Here is a 16,855-nt window from a genome sequence, read left to right on the forward strand (position 1 = left end):
GCATGTTCGAAGATGACAAAACGGCAGGCCGCAGGCCGCTCGAAGGAGTCCGGGTGCTGGATTTCTCCCGCGTTCTGGCCGGGCCTTACTGCACGGCGCTGATGGCTGATCTGGGCGCGGAAGTAATCAAGGTTGAGCCCGCTGCAGGCGATGACTACCGCCATATCGGCCCGTTCAAGGAAGGCGAAAGCCTGCTGTTCCAGTCGGTGAACCGGGGGAAAAAATCCATCGTTCTGGATCTGAAATCCGCGAAAGGCGCGGCGGCGGCACGGGCGTTGGCGGCAGATTGCGACGTGCTGATCGAGAACTTCCGCCCCGGCGTGATGGAGCGGTTCGGGCTGGGTGCTGAGGAGCTTTGCACGGCCTATCCACAACTGGTCTATGTCTCGGTTTCAGGCTTTGGCCAGACCGGTCCGAACCGGATGCTGCCAGCCTATGACATCATCATCCAGGCGATGAGCGGCCTTATGGACATGACTGGCGATCGGAATGGCCCGCCGATGATGGCCGGTGATGCCTTTGCCGACGTTGCAGGCGGCATGTTCGCGGCCTTCGGAGCGATGGTGGCACTGTTTGACCGGGAACGCAGCGGCAGGGGGCGGCATGTTGATCTGGCGCTCTACGACTCGTTGGTGTCGATGATGCCGGTGGCGGCCTGCCGGGCGCTGATGGCGGGTGAGACGCCAAAGCGGACGGGCAGCAAACATGCGCTATCGGCACCATTTGGCACTTATCCGGCCAAAGATGGCAGTTTTTCCGTAGCGGTACTGAACGACCGGCTGTTTGCCCGTTTCACGGAGGCCATTGGCGCGCCGGATCTGGCGGAGGACGAGCGTTTCTCCAGTGATGTGTTGCGGCGACAGAATGAACCGGCCCTGGCTCGGCACATCGAAGACTGGGCCGCCGCGCGCTGCGCGCAGGATGCGGTGGCGGTCCTGACAGAGGCGGGCATTCCAGCCGCGGCCCTGAGTACAGTGTCTGAGGCCTGGGCCTCGCCTCAGATGCAGGCGCGCGGACTGGCATCCCCGGTGAAACATCCCATTCTCGGTGAATTTTCTGTGCCGGAACAGCCTGTCCACTTCAGCGGTGCGGCAAGAGGATCCCGGCAGGCGGCCCCGGAACTGGGCGCGCACACACAGGAAATTCTACAACAGTTACAGGAAGGAGAGGCCAAATGATCGGCGACCTGAACAGCGAAGAACAGGCCGTCATCGGCCAGATCGAACGGTTTTCCAGCGAGGTGCTGGCACCGGCCGCCGCCGCTCTCGACGCCAAGGGGCAGTTTGCAACCCTGCACCGCCCGGCACTGGCAGAAATGGGCATCATGGGCATGAACTTGCCCGAAACCAATGGCGGCATCGGTCTGTCCGGGCCAGCTCTGTACGGCGCAGTGGAGTCTATCGCAGGCGCCTGTGGCTCCACCGCTTCGATGCTGACGGCGCACTTCCTAGCAACGGATTCGCTGCTCCTGGGCGGGGATGAGGCGCTCAAACAGCGCTTCCTGCCGGCCGCCGCAGCGGGTGAGGCACTTGGCGCCTTCGCGCTGACTGAGCCGATGGCGGGTTCCAACCCTGCTGATATGCGCAGTACCGCCGCCCGCGAAGGCGACGGCTACCGGCTGAAGGGCTCCAAATGCTTCATCTCCAATGCGGGTGATGCAGATTTTATCGTGGTCTATGCCAAGACCGACAGCGCAGCCGGCGCCCGCGGGGTCAGCGCCTTTGTGGTGGAACCAGCCAAAACCGCTGGGGTGGAGATCGGCAAACATGAGGAGACCATGGGGCTGCGCGGCGGCCACGTGTTTCCGATCTCGTTTGATTGCCATGTGCCCGCGGAAAACCGGCTGGGCGAGGAGGGTACCGGTTTCCGAACCGCGATGAAGGTGCTGGATAACGGCCGTATCGAAGTGGCCGCGCAGGCCACTGGCATTGCGCGCGCCGCACTGGATGCGGCTGTGTCCTATGCCAAGGAACGTGAGGTCGGCGGACGGCCGATCGGCCATTACCAGGGGCTGCAGTGGATGCTGGCCGACAGTGCCACCGAACTGGCCGCGGCGCGGGCATTGGGGCTGCAAGCCGCCCGCAAGCGGGGCACTGGTGAGCGTTATTCGTCGGAGTCTGCATTCGCCAAGCTTTTTGCCAGTGAGGCTGCGTGGCGTATTGCGGACCGGGCGCTGCAGATCCACGGCGGCTATGGCTATACCCGTGATTTTCCGGTGGAACGCTACTTGCGCGACTTACGGATATTCCGGATCTATGAAGGATCATCGGAAATCCAGCGAACCATCATCGCGCGCGAAATGCTGAGTTAGCGGCTTAGGCGGGCGTCATGTCAGTTAGCGCCGTTTTTGAACATTGCTTCGGCGGAGTGAACTGAACAGGCCTTGTGAAGGCTGTTGCGGTAGTTCGGGCGTTGGACCGAATTCTAGACAGCCTTCCAAGATCTTTTTTGCTCTGGCGAAACTGTTTTGCTTCGCCCAGTCGGTGCGGCATTCAACAGGCGTGCCCGGCTTCGCCATCGCTCATTCTAACTAAACTACGCCACCGGAACTGCCCAGATTTGCCTGGGCCCAACGGTCTAGCTCCTGCATTACGGGCTCAAGAGACTGCCCGGTCGGCGTAAGGGAATACTCCGTGCGGGGCGGAACCTCTGCATAAACTTTACGGACGACGATTCCATGCGCTTCCAGTTCCCGTAATTTGCGGGTCAGAACTCGCTGAGACACGTCGGGGATTTGACGGCGGATTTCACCGAACCGCCGGGTGCCGCCAAGCAGGAAGTGAATGATCTGGCACTTCCACTTCCCGCCGATGATCTCGATGACGGTTTCGACCGGGCATACATGCGCGGCCGCATCTTCCTCTGTTGCATCCTTCATCTGGTCTTCAAGCATCCCATTCAGCTCCTCGCTCCAGAAATGTACCCTTGGATACGCCGCCCTGCCAAGGCTTGCTCCTTTCGGAGGGCGTCGAGTTCCGCGTCATGAACAGCCTCTGTGCAAAGGCGAACTGACATCTTCAATAGTATCCAAAGTGTTCCTACTCACCGCATTGGGCCATAGGTGCTAAATTGGGGCACGGCGGCAAGGCAGAAACTGTCTTGGAGCCGCCGAACCACGACCTGCCTGGAGGCACCATGAAACTGAATTCCACGTCACCCGCCCTGGCGGCAGGTATTCTGTCCCTGTCGTTTGCAACAGGCGCTGCCGCGCTTGAAACGCCTCAGTCCACCACCGTGCTTGAATTTGCCGACAGCAAAACACTGTTTGTGGCAGACTCCGACGGCGGAAGGATCTTTGCCTACACGCTGCCCGAAGCTGCCCCGGCAGCGGAATCGCGCAGTTACAACCTGATTAGCCTGGGCGCCCGGCTGGCGGCCTCGACCGGCGCAGATCCGTACAGCATCAGCTATCACGATATCGCCGTGCATCCCGTGTCCAAGGAAACCTATATCTCGATGTCCCTGAGCTCGGGCGACAGCAAGTCGCCGATGATTGTGCGGGTGGATCAGGATGGCACCATCACGCCGCTGGATCTGACCACCTTGGAGGGCACATCGGTGGAACTGAACGGTACGCCCGATGACAGCGTCACTTTCTGGCATGACATTCCGGCCGCCGCCTTCACCGTCACGGATCTTGATTTCGTGGATGGCACGCTGTTCGCTGCCGGGTTGTCGACCGGAGAATTCGCCTCAACCCTGCGGCAGATCCCGTACCCGTTTACGGAATCTGCTTCGACGTCCAGCATTGAAATCTACCATACCGTTCACAATCAGACCGAAACCCGGGCGCCGATCCGGGCAATGAGCGTGGTCGATCTGGATGGTGTGAAGACGGTTGTTGCCGCCTACACTTGCACACCACTGGTCACGATCCCGTCTGGCGATCTAGCTGATGGCGCCCATGTGTCCGGCAAGACTGTGGCCGAGCTCGGCTATGGCAACACGCCCCTTGAAGTGCTGCACTTCACTGCTCCGAATGAGGAGTTCCAGCCGGAAGAATATGTGCTGGTCATCAACAAGGAACGAGATGCCGATCTGATCCGGGTGTCTGACCTGGCCGAGGCCAGCAAAGGCGAAGGGCTGTCGTCCCCAGAGCTTTGGGGTGACGCGGGGGTGAAAACCGCTGCACGCCCGCTGGGAGCAGTTTTGCAGGCCGATGACCAGGATGAACAGTTTCTGGTGACGCTCAAGCGCAACCTGGATACCGGTGACGTCGATCTGGTCTCGTTCCGCAAAGGCGCGTACTTCCGGCTCAGCGACTTCGTCAGCGAATATAACTTCCCCGACTATCAGTATGTGGAGGAGCAGGAGTTTTTCCGCAACTTCCAGAACATGCTGAAGGCAGACGCGGGCTACGCTGATCTGGCGAGGTAACGTGCAGATGCTCCGAAATCTGAAAACCGCATCCCTCTGGCTGGCCGCGCTCTTTGCGGCCAGTTCAGTGGCACAAGCCTGCGAGGAAAGCGTGTCAGATACTGCCCAGGTAACCCAAGTCTACCCCAGTGCTGATGTGCTGCCCGAAAACCTGCTGCGCTTCTATGTCTACTTCTCCGAACCGATGGCACGGGAGGGCATATGGGACTCCGTCGTGCTGCTCGATGAAGACGGCAAGGTGGTTCCGGGGGCCTTCATCGAGAACAAATTCGATCTCTGGTCGCCGAATGATCGAAGGCTGACGGTGCTGTTTGACCCGGGCCGGGTAAAGACCGGCCTGGTAGCGCACAATACGCTGGGCCGGGCGCTGGAGCCGGGGAAGGCGTATTCCCTGCAAATCAGGAGCGGCGCGGAAACCAGACGCGGCTGCACGTTAACGCGCAGCTATGAGAAGACCTTCGTTGCCGCCCAAGCGGATTTCGAGGCGCCTGATTTGGCGAAGTGGCACGTGCAGGCGCCCATGGCGAATTCTACTGAACCGCTTCTGGTGACACTGAATGGCCCGATGGATCACGTCTCCCTGGCCTACAGGGTGCGGGTGACCGACACAGCCGGTGCAAAGCTCGGCGGCTCGCTGCGCCTTGGGCGGGATGAGCGGGAGTGGATCTTCACACCCCGCGCCCCTTGGGCAAGCGCCGACTACCGGATTGAGGTGGACACCACCCTGGAAGACATCGCTGGAAACAGGCTGACCGGCTTGTTCGACCGGCCGCTGGACAGCGATGGCTACAGCCAGCCGGGACAAAAGACAGAAAGCCTCACCTTCAAGCCGCGCAGCAACTGAAGAGCTGCATGGAAAGGACTCCGGTCATGAAACTCTACTACGCACCCGGCACCTGTGCCCTGGCACCGCATATCGCCCTGGAATGGACGGGCAAGCCTTACGAGGCAGAGCTGGTTGAACTCGGGTCCGAGGAATACCTCAAGATCAATCCTCTGGGCATGGTCCCAGCGCTTAAGGATGATGGCTTCCGTATCATGACGCAGGCAGATGCGATCCTGAAGTATATCGAGGCCAAATACCCGGAAGCCGGCTTGGGCGTGACCAAGGACCCGCTCAGCCAATTCGGGCTGGATGAGGCGCTGGCTTTTCTGACAGGCGATTTCCATCCCGCATTCTGGCCCTTCTTTGTGCCGGACCGGTACACGGTTAACGGTTCCACGGGTGTGCAGGATGAAGTGCGGCAAGCGGCATTCGCCAGGATTGATCGGGTAATGAGCCATCTCGGCACACTTCTGGACGGCGGCCCGCATGTTGCAGGCAGCAAGCGCACGATTGCCGACCCCTACGCCTTTGCGATGGTGCGCTGGACGGCACACACGCCGAAACCCTGGCAGGACTACCCGCCGGTGAAACGCTTCATGGAAACCATGCTGGAAGACCGCGGCGTGCAAGCTGCGATGAAGGCGCAGGGATTGAGCTGACAATGCACAACTACGACTACAACGCCCCCGACTACCACATTGCCTCGCGCGGCCGGATTGGCCCGGACCTGCTGCACGGCCTGTTTCCAGCGGACCGTTCGGCATGGGACGATGACCCCCGGTTTCTTGGCTGGCCCGCGCATCTTCAGCGCCTTCACGCCTCGATCTCTGAGGCCAGTGCCCGACTGATCGGTGGATTGAAAACAGTGCTGGACGAACCCGACGGCAGCGTCCAGGAGCTGATGGGGCTGACCGGCATGAACCGCCTGGGGCTTGATCTGGTCTCGCATGTTCACGGCCATCACAGCTTCGAGGACAGCAATGTGCTGCCCGGGTTCCTGGGGCGCTTCCCGCAGCTGGCTTCGGCCATTGACCTCCTGGAAAACGACCACCAGGTCCTTGATCAGGCACTGGACCAGTCGGAACAGGTTTTTGCCCTGCTGCGCGGCGGGAAAACCTCAAAATCACAAATCGGCAAGGCGCTGGAGCAGGCGAAAGTTCTGAACAAGATCCTGAACCGGCACACCTATGACGAGGAAGACATCCTGATCCCGGCGGTGCTGCATGCTTATGCCTGAAACACCGGATGACATCCCCCGGCTTTTTGCCGAGGCCTGGAATGCCAGGGACGCTCGCGCCCTGGCTGCCCTCTTTGCTGAGGACGCTGATTTCGTCAATGTCGTCGGCCTGTGGTGGCACAACCGCGCCGACATCGAAAAAGCGCACGCCTACGGGCTCAGTACGTTTTTCCGGCACTCAGAGATTACTGCCCGGGGTATCAAGGTCCGGCGGGTTGGCGGCGACACCGCGATCATTCACACCCGCTGGAAACTGGCAGGGCAAATTGGCAGGACAGGTGAAACTCTTGAGGACCGTTTCACAATAATGGTGTTTTTTGCACAGCGCCTGGCCAATGGCTGGGCCGTTCTGGCTGCGCATAACATCGACGTCATGCCGGGGATGGAGACCATTGCTACCAAGGACGGATCGGCATTTGCCGTAACCTACCGGGATGGCGAATAGCGGCTACCCCACTTGTTTGTTCTAGCCCTGGAACCAAGGTTTATTTGCCGCAACTGAGGCTCAGGCGGGAAGAAAATGTAGAACGAGCCCGGATTTGGAAGGCCTCTCCTGTTGCGGTCAGGAGAGGCACTCAGGACCAGCGGGCCGGTCTACGAACTTGTCCCAACTGGCGCGCGGTTGATCTGGCTGAGCTCTTCCATCACGTCGAACACGTGGTCGCTGACGACCTCGATGCCGATCGCGTTCAGGCGCGGGATATGCATGGCCTTGTAGGCCTCCACAGGCGTTCGATAAAGATGTTGTCCAGATGACGGCATTCCTGTTGTCCAGCCCCATTTCTATGGGCCATTTTGGTTTAGAGTTTCGGGCACTGGTGGGCGCATGTTGAGGGCCTGATGGGGTCGGGTGTGGTTGTATTGCCTGAGCCAGCAATTGATCACGATCTGTGCCTGCCTGGTGGTTGTGAACCATTCGGAATTGAGAACTTCGCGGCGGAGCGTTCCATTGAACCTTTCGTTGTACCCGTTCTCCCAGGGTGAACCCGGGTAGACCCGGATCGGGTTCACGCCAACTTTCTCGAGCCAGCGCTGAGTAACCTTTGATGCAAATTCCGGGCCGTTGTCGCTTCGGACGAACTCTGGCTTTCCGTGGCGCAGGAACAGCCCGTAGAGAACCTCGCGCTGCAAGAGCGAGGGGTTTCTGCGGTAGCAATAGCTGCAAGGGCAAAAGGCGGGTTTGTCCCGCGTCTCGATTGTCCGACCTGAATGCAGCGAAAGGGCGTTTTGAGTTCCGCCGATTTGTGCGGCCTTGCGGCAACGCTGCGTGCTGATCAACGCCCTGGACGGTTGCCATCGCTGTTGCTGTTGCCCGCAGGCAGCCCATTGCTGCCCTCGGCCACCTAGTGATCTCTCGCTGGTGAAGTTGCGGGTATGTTAACTAAGAGGATAGCTGCGTAACAATTTGAAATCAGCCTCTGGCAAACTCGGAGCGGTTCTGCCTGGCTGCAACAATGCCGGGATTCACTCCGAGCGTTTTGCGCTTTGAACGACTTAATATACTCTGAGATTGCGGGAAGATCCGTCGGTTTCGGAGAACGCATATGGCCAGCAGGAAAGTCGAGGGCGACGCGCTAAAAAAATTTATAAAACTTGGGGCGAAAGGCCCGCTGCCGTTTGGGTTTTGTCCGGGAGCCAAGGATCCGGATCACACCATTGCCATTCATCGCACGATGAAAGCCTCCGCTCTGGGCAAGGCCGCCAAGGCTGAAGGAACAGGCAGCAAGATAGCTTTTGGAACATTCACGACACAGGGCAAGGTCATCACATTGACCTGTGAACGGTCCGTTCCCGCGCTGTCAAAGATGTTGAAGAAGTACTTGAAGAGTCAAAAAATCCAGATGGATGTCATCGTTCTGGATGCAGACGGCCATGCTTTGGAGCGTGATGTCGAAGAGGCCGATACGCCGCAGGAGACACCGCAGGACGACCCGCCGGGACCGGGCGTGCAGGAAGCAGCCGCACCCGTGGCCGCAGCACCCGAACCGTCTGGAACACTGCCGGAAGACGAGGAGGAGGACGAAAACCCCGGGGTTTTGGCCGACCCGGAGGCACATTCAGCCTACCTTCAAAAAATGGCTATGCGGCTTAGAAAGAAGCCGATGAATTTTGCACTGGCGATGCCGTCCGGCGACCCGATGTCTCTCAGGTTCCTGTTTGACCGGAAAAAGCCCGGCAAGATGCTTGCCGGACGCCTCAAAAAGGAGAGCGAAACAGTCAAAGTGACCTTTGGCCGGGCAGGAACGCAGGTCCTTGCTCTGGAGCATGGGCTTGAGGGTACTGGCGCGAAGACGCTGGTGCTTGATCTCATGGGCCGGGAGCTTCCAAGGCTTGCCAAGCAAGTGCGAAAGATGCTGCGCGGGATGGGTGTCACCCAGTTCCGGAGGATTGTTATCCTGAAAGACGGTGCCGCAATCGACGAAGACACCCAAGGCACTGAAGACGTGCCCGAGGCCGACGGTGCAGACGCCGCAACCGCTCTTGCCCGCTCCGTCGATGAACTGCGCGTGGTCCTGGCCAATGTAATCATCCCGACAACCGCGCCGCCTGCAAAGGTCAAGGCGTTGCAGGCGGCGATTGCAAAGCTGCGACTGGCGCTGGATGATTGCAAAACACCGGCAAAGCTGCAGAAAATTATGAGCGGGCTAAACCTGGTGATGGGAAAATCGGCGGCACTGATGGGTCAGTACCGTGGCAGCTACGCCAGTGTCGACACCACAGCCGAATTGCAGCGGCAGGCCGCGGTGCGCCAGGACCTGAATGCCATGCTGGACGGCATCCCTATTTCGGCCTCGGCACCGCCTGATCAGGTACGCAAGCTGGCTGCCGCCATCGAACTGCTGCGCAGCAAGATTGCCAAAGCCGCCACCCAGGGCGAATTTGACAAACTGGCCAGCGCCGCCGGGGTGGTGGTCTCCAAGTCCGTGCCGCTTCTCGCGCACGGGCCGCAGTCCATTGTCACGATGAAGGACGCCGCCCGGCATCAGAAAAGCTGGGACAGCTTGCCGGAACGGTTCCAAACCTTTTTTGCCAATCCCAAATGCAAGATACCCGTGACCTATCAGACTATGCCAGAGCTGATGACAGCAGCGGGCCGGCTGCGCGGGCTCAGCGACGATGATCTGCAGGGGTTCTGGCGGTGGATGCATATTGACGCAAAAAACCTGCGCACATTGAACGCCGGCATCAGCGCCTATCTTGGCGTGCTGAACACCCGTGCCCGGATGGGCGACCGGGTATTTCAGAGCGGCGAGGAAACAGGCCAGACACTGGCGCAGCACGGCGACGGCGATCCGATTGTCGCCAATGAGCGAATTCAGCGTGATTTTCCGAACAAGGAAGACGCCATTTACTATGCGCGCAGCCTGAAAGGCGCTGCGGCGGTGGTGCAGGAAGGCAGCCGGTTTGTTGTCTATAAGGTCACCTTGCAGAACAGCGAATATGCCCTGGGCAAGGACAGCCTCAGGCTGGATGATGACGTAACCACGGATACCGATACGGCTGCAGACACCGCGTTGCAGGCGAAAGAGCGGGAATTGCTGCTGGCTCAGCTCAAGTATTACGGGGAATACGCCAATTTCGCCGCCAAATTCGGCAACCCGGTTTATCTGCCCTTTGCAGCGCTGGAAGCCGGGGTGAAATTTCTGCTCGGCGAGTCCCCGACCGGCATTCACCAGGAATCCGAGGATGAAATGAACCGGCTGGCGGCTGAGGTCGCCGATCTCAGGGCGAAACGCTCCGGTGCAACGGCGATCAAGGGCGGCAAATCCAACCTGGTGGCGCTGCTGACCGAGGATGACTATGTCCTTAACGCTACAGGTGACGGCGGTGCCACGGTGTCACGCGCCGGCGGCGGGCCGGACCCGTATTCGGGGCCGCTGCGCCTGTACGGCCCCGGGCTGAAGGCGTGTTCAACCCCGGAAGAGCTGGAGACCCAGCTTGAACTTGTGATGCGTGACACTGCCTATGCCGCCGTCGACAGGGCAGAGGCAGCAGCGCGCGAGCTGAGAGCAAACCTTGGCGAAGGGGCGCTGAAACCCGAGGATCAGGCTGCGCTGGAGCAAACGCTGAAAGCGATAAAGCCGTTTGACGAAAAGCTCGCCGAAAAAGAGCTCGAGCTGCTGGTTGCCCAGCTCAAACTGTACGGGATGTATGCCAATTTCGCGGCCAAGGCAGGTAATCCGATGCTGTGGCCAATTGCCACTATCGAGGCTGGCTGGAACCTGCTGAATGACAAGCCCGCCCATGGGATTGACCCGGCGGCGGAAGCCGAAGTCGATAAGCTGAAGGCCGAGGTCGCCAAGATCAGATCGCAGCGCTCGGTCGCCGCGGCCGGTTTCCCGCTGGCGCTGCGGGTTTCGGACCAGGAGGACTTCCTGTCCAAATCCCCGGCCGAACAGGCTGATCTCCTGCGCCAGCAGGTGGACGCCATGTTTGTCGACATTCAGGCAACTCGCGAGAACATCGACGAGGGCGATTTCGACCTTTGGACCATGCCCGGTGTGCGCGATACTGCCATTGCTGCGCTGGATCTGAAGGGCGACCAGCTGAAGTGGGCCAAGGAAAAGGCCGGCTGGGAGCAGACCAAGGACACCGCCTTTGCGGTCGGCGAAGCGGTGGTTGCCATAGGTCTTGCGGTGGGCGCGATCGCGGTATCCGGCGGTTCGGCCACTGGCGTGGTGCTGGCAGGTGCCTCGGTCGCGGTCGGCGGCTACAGCGCCTATAACGCCACCGAGGAATATTTCCGCAAGGGCTCGGCAGCGAATATTGCCATTGATCCGAGCCAGGGGCTGGTGGACCCCGAGGATGTGCCGCATTGGGGCTGGGTTGCTGCAGCCTGGGTGGGCGTAGGATTTGATGCCGCGGCTGTTGGCTCGGCCATCAAGGCGTTCCGGGCCACCAAAGACCTGGCCAAGGCGGCAAAGATCCTCGGTGTCCCGCCTGATAAGATAGACGAAGTTCTGGCCCCAGCACTGGCGGGGCGCAATGTTTCCAACTTCAGCGCAAAGATGCTGGGGGCAGAAGCCTATGCCGCGCGTTTCGGGGATGAGGCGGTTGAGGCAACAACGGTGATCACCCGCAACAGCAAGGGCGGTTACGATGCCGAAGTGATCCTTCGGCCCGGTGCCGACCCGCGTCTGCGCGAGGCGGCAGTGCTGGAGGAAATGCGCCATATCTCGCAGATCAGCGACCCGGCCTTTGCCGATGACGTGGCGCGGCTGACAGAAGATGCCCTGGCCGGCTGGGCAACCAAGTCGCCGGTCGACAAGATGTTGGCGAAGCGCTCGCAGCTGGTTCTGGAAGCGGATGCACAGAAGTCACTGCTGGCAAAGCTGCAGTCTGATCTATTGAAAGAGCGCAACCTGCAGAAACTGCAGGACTTGGAATGGGACATCGCTTCGGCGCAGTCCAGCCTGGCACGATACCAGGACGAGCTGGCCGAGATCGAAAAAGCCCTGCCTACCGGCCAGCCGCCCCTGTCGGTGGATTTGCGCTACCCGCCGCGCCTGCACAACACCGCCGAGGAAACCCTGGCCTTTTCCGAGGCGATGAAACTGCCCGGCATAAAGGAGGCCTACGAGGCCCTGCCGGACAAGGAGCTGTACCTGTTTGCCAAGACCAAGGACGGAATCGAGATCCGCCGGGTCAAAGGCGCAGCGGAGGAGGCGCGCAAAGCGGGCAAGCAGCTGAATGGCAAGCGTCTGCAAAGAGGCGAAGACGGGATCTGGAGCATCGTAGAAGGCTCGAAACGCGATACCGCAACGCGTCGGGCTAACATTCTGCGTGACCACGGAACACCGAAACTGGACAGCGAAACCGGCGCAGTGATGCGGCCGCAGATGGAGGCCAAGCTTGCTGAATTGAGCGATCCCTATTTTCAGGCTTATGCCCGGAAATACAGCGAAATGGTTGATGCTTTTGAAGCGGCCGGCGGTGATCTGACCGCTGTGTTCCGCAGAATGGAAAAAGGCGCCGGTAAAAAGGGGGCGGACAAGGCGATCAATGAGTTTTCCATTCCGGCTTTTGAGGAAGCCTTTCGCCGCACCTTGCGGGATGAAACCGTGAGCCGACTTATGCGCCTGAAAGAGCCAGAGCGGACAACGGAGTTGACGGATCTCATTAATAAAATTCCCGACAGCGCCGATCAGGGGGCCTTGTTTGCCGCCTACCGCAAGGCCAGCATGGGGCCAGCACTGGAGGTCGTCGAAGCCGCACCAAATGCCACCAAGCTGGAAGGCGTCAAGAAATTCGGCGACGGGCTGGTTGAATACACGCCGCCGAAATCCACCAAAAAAGCCCGCCCCGGAAGCCGGAAGGCTGCATCCCCAGGCCCCAAGAAAGGCGGCACCTATCTGGCAGAGGACAAAAGCAGTCTTGGCGCTTTCGATGAGGATCAGCTCAAAGCATATCTGAAGAAGATGGGGCCCAAAGGAGACGACCTGATAAACGCCAATGGTGATCCGTTGAGCGGCGTTATCTATTTTCTGCCCGACATTGACACAGCCCGGAAAGTGCTGCGGAAAATTGAAAAAGTATGTTCAGGAAAACTTCCTCCAAACATGCACCTGGGGTATTTGCAGGATGGGAAAATGGTATGGTTGCAATAGGTGTTGCCGTGATTGTTGAAACCAGAAAGGTAAGGACTTTTCAATGACCTCTACTTATCCTTCAGCAGTACTTTGCAATGTGATTGCCGACCCTTCGGTGCCGGTTGAGACACTGCTTCATGCTGTGCTGGACATTCTGGCCGAACGCGATGGCTTTGCGCCGCTCAGCTGGACCTGCCTGGCAGAGGCGGTGGCAACTTCAACTGATCAGGCCGAACGCCCTGGCTTGCCGCCGCGTGATGCAGTTGCTCAATTTGGCGAGGCTGCCTTCGCCCAAGGATTTGCTATCGATGGCAAGGCTGATGATGGGCTTATCGTAAAGCCCCTGTCTGGAGATCCGGACGCCGAAGCAGTCACCATGCGCGAAATCCACGAAGGCTGGTGGTTGTTTGATCGGCTCTGGGTGGACTCAACAGCCACCGACGCCGGGTTCGTGCAAGGTGTAGGCCAGCTGTGCCAAATGGTGCGCAAGCTGGCGCAGCAGATGCCGCTGCTGGGGGCCGAGGTGCGGCGGCAAACCGAGAGCTACCTGGGGCCGATCCCGCCCCATGCAGACCCGGATCTGGTGATGGCCTGCGTCCAGACCGATGACATCAGCCGCGATTACGCGGATCCCGACGCCTATTGGGAATCCTGGGACGAAGTCCAGTACATTGGCAACGGGCTGGCGCTGGTCACTCGCGGCGAAGGGATCGCCGATGAGACGGAATTCAAGGAGCGGGTGATGAATGCCGCCTTCACAATGGGTCGCGCTGCCTTGCCCGGGCTGACGCAGTACTACCAGGCAGAGCCTTCCAAGGAAGAAGCGGCAATGCTGCAGGCCTTTCCGCGCTATCTGCAGCAGGTCGGCTATGATGCGGCTGCCAAGACGCTCGAATTTACGGCCCTGGTTCCTGAAGATGACCGTCTGACCCCGGCAGATATCTTTACGGTATTGGACTTTCAATGCAATGGCACCGCGTCAGGCGGTGAAGTGGATGAAGTCATCGTGACCTTTCCGAGCCGCTCAATGGCTGAACAAGAAGCTGCTCCATTGCGCGACATTGGAGATGTGCGCATCCAGTATCTGCAACCTGACGGCAGCTGGGCCGCGCTGGAAAACTGAAGGCTTCGAAGTTTGAGAAAGTGTCGCCGCCGGGCCCCCACCTACGTCCTTCATGTGACCGACTAGAAGGGAGTAAAAAATTTGAGTCTCACCTTGCAGCCATCGCCGCGCCGCACAGATTCAGCAAGCGAAAAAGGCCGACTACCGCGCAAAGCCGCCGTATTGGGAAAGATAGATTGCGACTGCAGCGAATGTCCGCTCGGTCCGGCGAAGTGTGAGTTTGGGTTGCTCTTGAATTTGCGCTCGCAGCGAATGGCCGGATCGCGGTCTGCAACCGCAGCATCAGGGTGCTTTTACCAAGGCCGGATATGTGCTGGAGAGTTGTGCATTCAGAAGATGGCGGGGCAGTGAAACGCTGCCCCTCCTGTCATTTCACCTCTTTGAATTGCCTCCCTTCAAAGAGAATTGCCTCCCTTCAAAGATCCAGCGCGGCTCACCGCTCCTGCTCATAACGAACTTCACCGAATCAGTGGCTGCGGACTGCCGTTTTCAGCCTCTGAATTTCGCGAAGACCAATGAGCCGGAACACGTAAGACAGATCATTCCCTAAGTGGCTGTTTCGACTCAAGATTTTCCCGGAGTCGAGCCAATATACACTCAAACGGCAAAAAGGAGTGCCCCAGACCAGCTATTAATACTTGAAAAGAAGAAGGCCCCAATCTGGAGGATGGGGCCTGAGTGAGCCGGGAATCGGCACGAGGTCTCAGCAGGATCTGCATATAGGGCGCCCAGCGGGCGCCTTTTCTATTTCTGGATTTGGACGGGAACTGCCCCCAGAGTGTGCCCTTATGGGCCTTGGTCGAGTTTGCAGAAAATCTGTTGGATTGAACTGCTCGACCCGATCGAAAATGGTGCCAGGACCGACCGCTCAGTGCGGGTCGATCGTCGGTAGCCTTTAAATGGCATTTGTCTTTGGCCAGCGTACGATAGGCCTTCGTGCCGAAGGGTTGAAAGCGGTAATTTGCAGCAGCAAAACTGATAGCTACGTCCCGCAATACCTGGCCTTCAAGGCGGCAAGAACTCGACGCATGTTTGCGTTAGAAGTGAACTGGCCATTTAGGCAATGCAAGCCGGTGTTTCGGAGTAAATAGGCGTTTCCCGGAGGGGCTGGCTGCCTGTCTTTAACCGAGCGAACACGTTAGATCTGATCAATGGTTTCCTTGAACAGGTACTTCTTGATGCGGGCATACCCATAACCAATGTGGATCCGCTGCACGAAGCCGACAGCCTGAATGTCCTGCTCAGCCAAAGCCGTTTCGAGGTCCACAAGTTCAGCAACCAGGGCATCGGCAACTTCCGGTCCGGCACCGTCCACGACCCTGTGCCACGTGCTGGCGGCCTGGTAATAGGCCTGCGTCCAGAACGAGCGCAGGACTGAGTTTCCGATCAAATCGCTGATGAGAGTGTTGAGCTGATCATTCACGACGACATACTGCCGTGAATCGACTTGCCCGCCGAGCTGATGCGCCTGGGCCAGCAGACCGCGGGCGCGTTCGAGATGGCTCCCCTCGATTTGTGCAGGTGCTGTCGCCCCGATCAATCCCGCCAGATGCAGGCGCATGTCATAGACATGAGTGATCTTCTCCGGCGGCAGTTCCATGACCACATTGCCGACGCCGTTGATGGTTTCCACCAGCCCCAGGTGGTTAATCCGGCTGATGGCGTCGCGGACAGGCGTTCGGCTGACGCCGAATTCGTCAGCCAGTTCCGCCTCTTTCAGCCGGTCGCCGGGCGTGTAGTCCAGAAAGCAGATCCGTTTCAGGATCAGGTGCTGAATATCCTCAACACCCGGTTTGCGGCCGCCCCATCCGGGAGGGGTCATAGATGTCTCACCAGATGCCAAGAAAACTCTCCTTACGGCGCGGCTGCGGTTGCCGGAGTCATACCAAGGCAGCCTGCGGCGCAGAAGGACATAATTTCAGTGATCCCGTAATAGCTGCCCGTATCCGGAAATGCGGTCCTGGATGCCGGCCAGACGCAGAACGTGCCACATCATCGCCTGGTTGGAGCAGATCACCGGCTTGCCCAGTTCTTGCTCCAGTTGGCCGGCGATCTCTAATGACCGCAACGCACCGCAGCTGATGAACAGAGCATCGCTGTCTGGCGTGTCTGCCTCTTTGGCAAACTCGGCCAGATACTTGGGGCTGACGCGGATCATGTCACTGTCCTTCTCCAACTGCAGCCCTTGGATCTGCGTCACCTGAAATCCTGCCCTTTTCAGGTACTGGACTTCCTGATCGTTGATCTCGTCCAGGTAGGGCGTGGCAACCGCAACCCGTTTGGCGCCGACAGCGCGCAGCGCCTCAAGGACGGCGGTGATCAGGCTGGTGGCCTTGGCTCGCGGCGCGCCCTTGTTCAGTTCCGCAGCAACCCGGTCTTCTCCGATAACCAGACTGCCGGAAGTGCAGCCATAGCAGATCACATCGAGGCTGCCATCCGGCAGCAGTGTTGAGGCAGCGCGGGCCAGATCCCCGGCATGGCGGCTGAGGCTGTCGACCGTGATGCTGTCCCCGATCCAGGCGCGGGCGAAATGCACTCCAACCCCGTCGGGGCGCAGGAGGAACATGTCGTCCTCAATCGTTTGTTCCGTGGCCAGCAGGACAAAGCCGATCTTGGCCCGGTGGTGGCGGCCTTTATCAAACATTTTCTCTCCGTGACTTGAGGGTGGTGCATGCAGCATGTCAATTTGAAGGCGCAATTTT

14 protein-coding genes are annotated in these 16,855 nt (G+C 59.4%); 9 read left to right on the plus strand and 5 right to left on the minus strand.

Translation table 11 applies throughout. The annotated features are described in order from the left end of the window. The first annotated feature begins 2 nt into the window (after positions 1–2). Together LHL23_RS16875 and LHL23_RS16880 are read left to right on the plus strand one after the other, a co-directional pair. A complete protein-coding gene (locus LHL23_RS16875) occupies positions 3–1,178 on the plus strand; it encodes a CaiB/BaiF CoA transferase family protein (protein ID WP_226430786.1) in 1,176 nt (391 codons plus the stop codon). Further along, positions 1,175–2,311 (plus strand): acyl-CoA dehydrogenase family protein, encoded by a 1,137-nt coding sequence (locus LHL23_RS16880; protein WP_222482387.1) that lies wholly within the window; start codon positions 1,175–1,177, stop codon positions 2,309–2,311. The genes LHL23_RS16875 and LHL23_RS16880 overlap by 4 nt, the downstream gene beginning before the upstream one ends. A 219-nt stretch (positions 2,312–2,530) precedes the next feature. On the opposite strand, the gene LHL23_RS16885 is transcribed toward LHL23_RS16880, so the two are convergent. Then, the gene (locus tag LHL23_RS16885) at positions 2,531–2,893 is read right to left on the minus strand and encodes a winged helix-turn-helix transcriptional regulator (RefSeq protein WP_226430787.1); all 363 of its coding nucleotides are present in this window, start codon (positions 2,891–2,893) and stop codon (positions 2,531–2,533) included. Between the two features lie 242 nt (positions 2,894–3,135). Here LHL23_RS16885 and LHL23_RS16890 point away from each other — a divergent pair, with 242 nt between their 5' ends. Genes LHL23_RS16890 through LHL23_RS16910 form a run of 5 tightly spaced genes read left to right on the plus strand, consistent with a single transcriptional unit; the run spans position 3,136 to position 6,885 of the window. After that, positions 3,136–4,377 (plus strand): hypothetical protein, encoded by a 1,242-nt coding sequence (locus tag LHL23_RS16890; RefSeq protein WP_226430788.1) that lies wholly within the window; start codon positions 3,136–3,138, stop codon positions 4,375–4,377. 7 nt (positions 4,378–4,384) lie between these two features. Beyond that, positions 4,385–5,221: an Ig-like domain-containing protein gene (locus tag LHL23_RS16895; RefSeq protein WP_226430789.1), complete on the plus strand. Its 837-nt coding sequence runs from the start codon at positions 4,385–4,387 to the stop codon at positions 5,219–5,221. A 26-nt stretch (positions 5,222–5,247) separates the two neighbouring features. Continuing rightward, a complete protein-coding gene (locus tag LHL23_RS16900; RefSeq protein ID WP_226430790.1) occupies positions 5,248–5,862 on the plus strand; it encodes a glutathione S-transferase family protein in 615 nt (204 codons plus the stop codon). Positions 5,863–5,864: 2 nt separating this feature from the next. Further along, positions 5,865–6,440 carry a hemerythrin domain-containing protein gene (locus tag LHL23_RS16905; protein ID WP_222482383.1) on the plus strand — a complete coding sequence of 192 codons (576 nt, stop codon included), beginning with the start codon at positions 5,865–5,867 and terminating at the stop codon, positions 6,438–6,440. Then, entirely contained in the window at positions 6,427–6,885 is a 459-nt protein-coding gene (locus LHL23_RS16910; RefSeq protein ID WP_226430791.1) for an SgcJ/EcaC family oxidoreductase, read from the plus strand. Before LHL23_RS16905 ends, LHL23_RS16910 begins: the two co-directional genes overlap by 14 nt. A 149-nt stretch (positions 6,886–7,034) precedes the next feature. Here the strand turns inward: LHL23_RS16910 and LHL23_RS16915 are convergent, their stop codons facing one another. Together LHL23_RS16915 and LHL23_RS16920 are read right to left on the minus strand one after the other, a co-directional pair. Then, positions 7,035–7,166: a YdhR family protein gene (locus tag LHL23_RS16915; protein WP_319005215.1), complete on the minus strand. Its 132-nt coding sequence runs from the start codon at positions 7,164–7,166 to the stop codon at positions 7,035–7,037. A 57-nt stretch (positions 7,167–7,223) separates the two neighbouring features. After that, positions 7,224–7,718 carry an integrase core domain-containing protein gene (locus LHL23_RS16920; protein WP_226430792.1) on the minus strand — a complete coding sequence of 165 codons (495 nt, stop codon included), beginning with the start codon at positions 7,716–7,718 and terminating at the stop codon, positions 7,224–7,226. A gap of 563 nt (positions 7,719–8,281) precedes the next feature. Between LHL23_RS16920 and LHL23_RS16925 the strand changes: the two genes are divergently transcribed. Further along, positions 8,282–13,048, plus strand: coding sequence for a hypothetical protein (locus tag LHL23_RS16925; protein ID WP_226430793.1), 4,767 nt, complete (start codon positions 8,282–8,284; stop codon positions 13,046–13,048). Positions 13,049–13,091: 43 nt separating this feature from the next. Next, on the plus strand, positions 13,092–14,153 hold the full coding sequence (locus tag LHL23_RS16930) for a hypothetical protein (protein WP_222482378.1): 1,062 nt from the start codon (positions 13,092–13,094) through the stop codon (positions 14,151–14,153). Between the two features lie 1,138 nt (positions 14,154–15,291). Here the strand turns inward: LHL23_RS16930 and LHL23_RS16935 are convergent. After that, on the minus strand, positions 15,292–15,975 hold the full coding sequence (locus LHL23_RS16935) for a GntR family transcriptional regulator (RefSeq protein ID WP_226430794.1): 684 nt from the start codon (positions 15,973–15,975) through the stop codon (positions 15,292–15,294). Between the two features lie 96 nt (positions 15,976–16,071). After that, complete coding sequence (locus LHL23_RS16940) at positions 16,072–16,797, minus strand: maleate cis-trans isomerase family protein (RefSeq protein WP_226430795.1); 726 nt, start codon at positions 16,795–16,797, stop codon at positions 16,072–16,074. Between the last annotated feature and the right edge of the window lie 58 nt (positions 16,798–16,855).

The sequence above is a fragment of the Leisingera sp. McT4-56 genome, assembly GCF_020514995.1.
Lineage (GTDB): Bacteria > Pseudomonadota > Alphaproteobacteria > Rhodobacterales > Rhodobacteraceae > Leisingera > Leisingera aquaemixtae_A.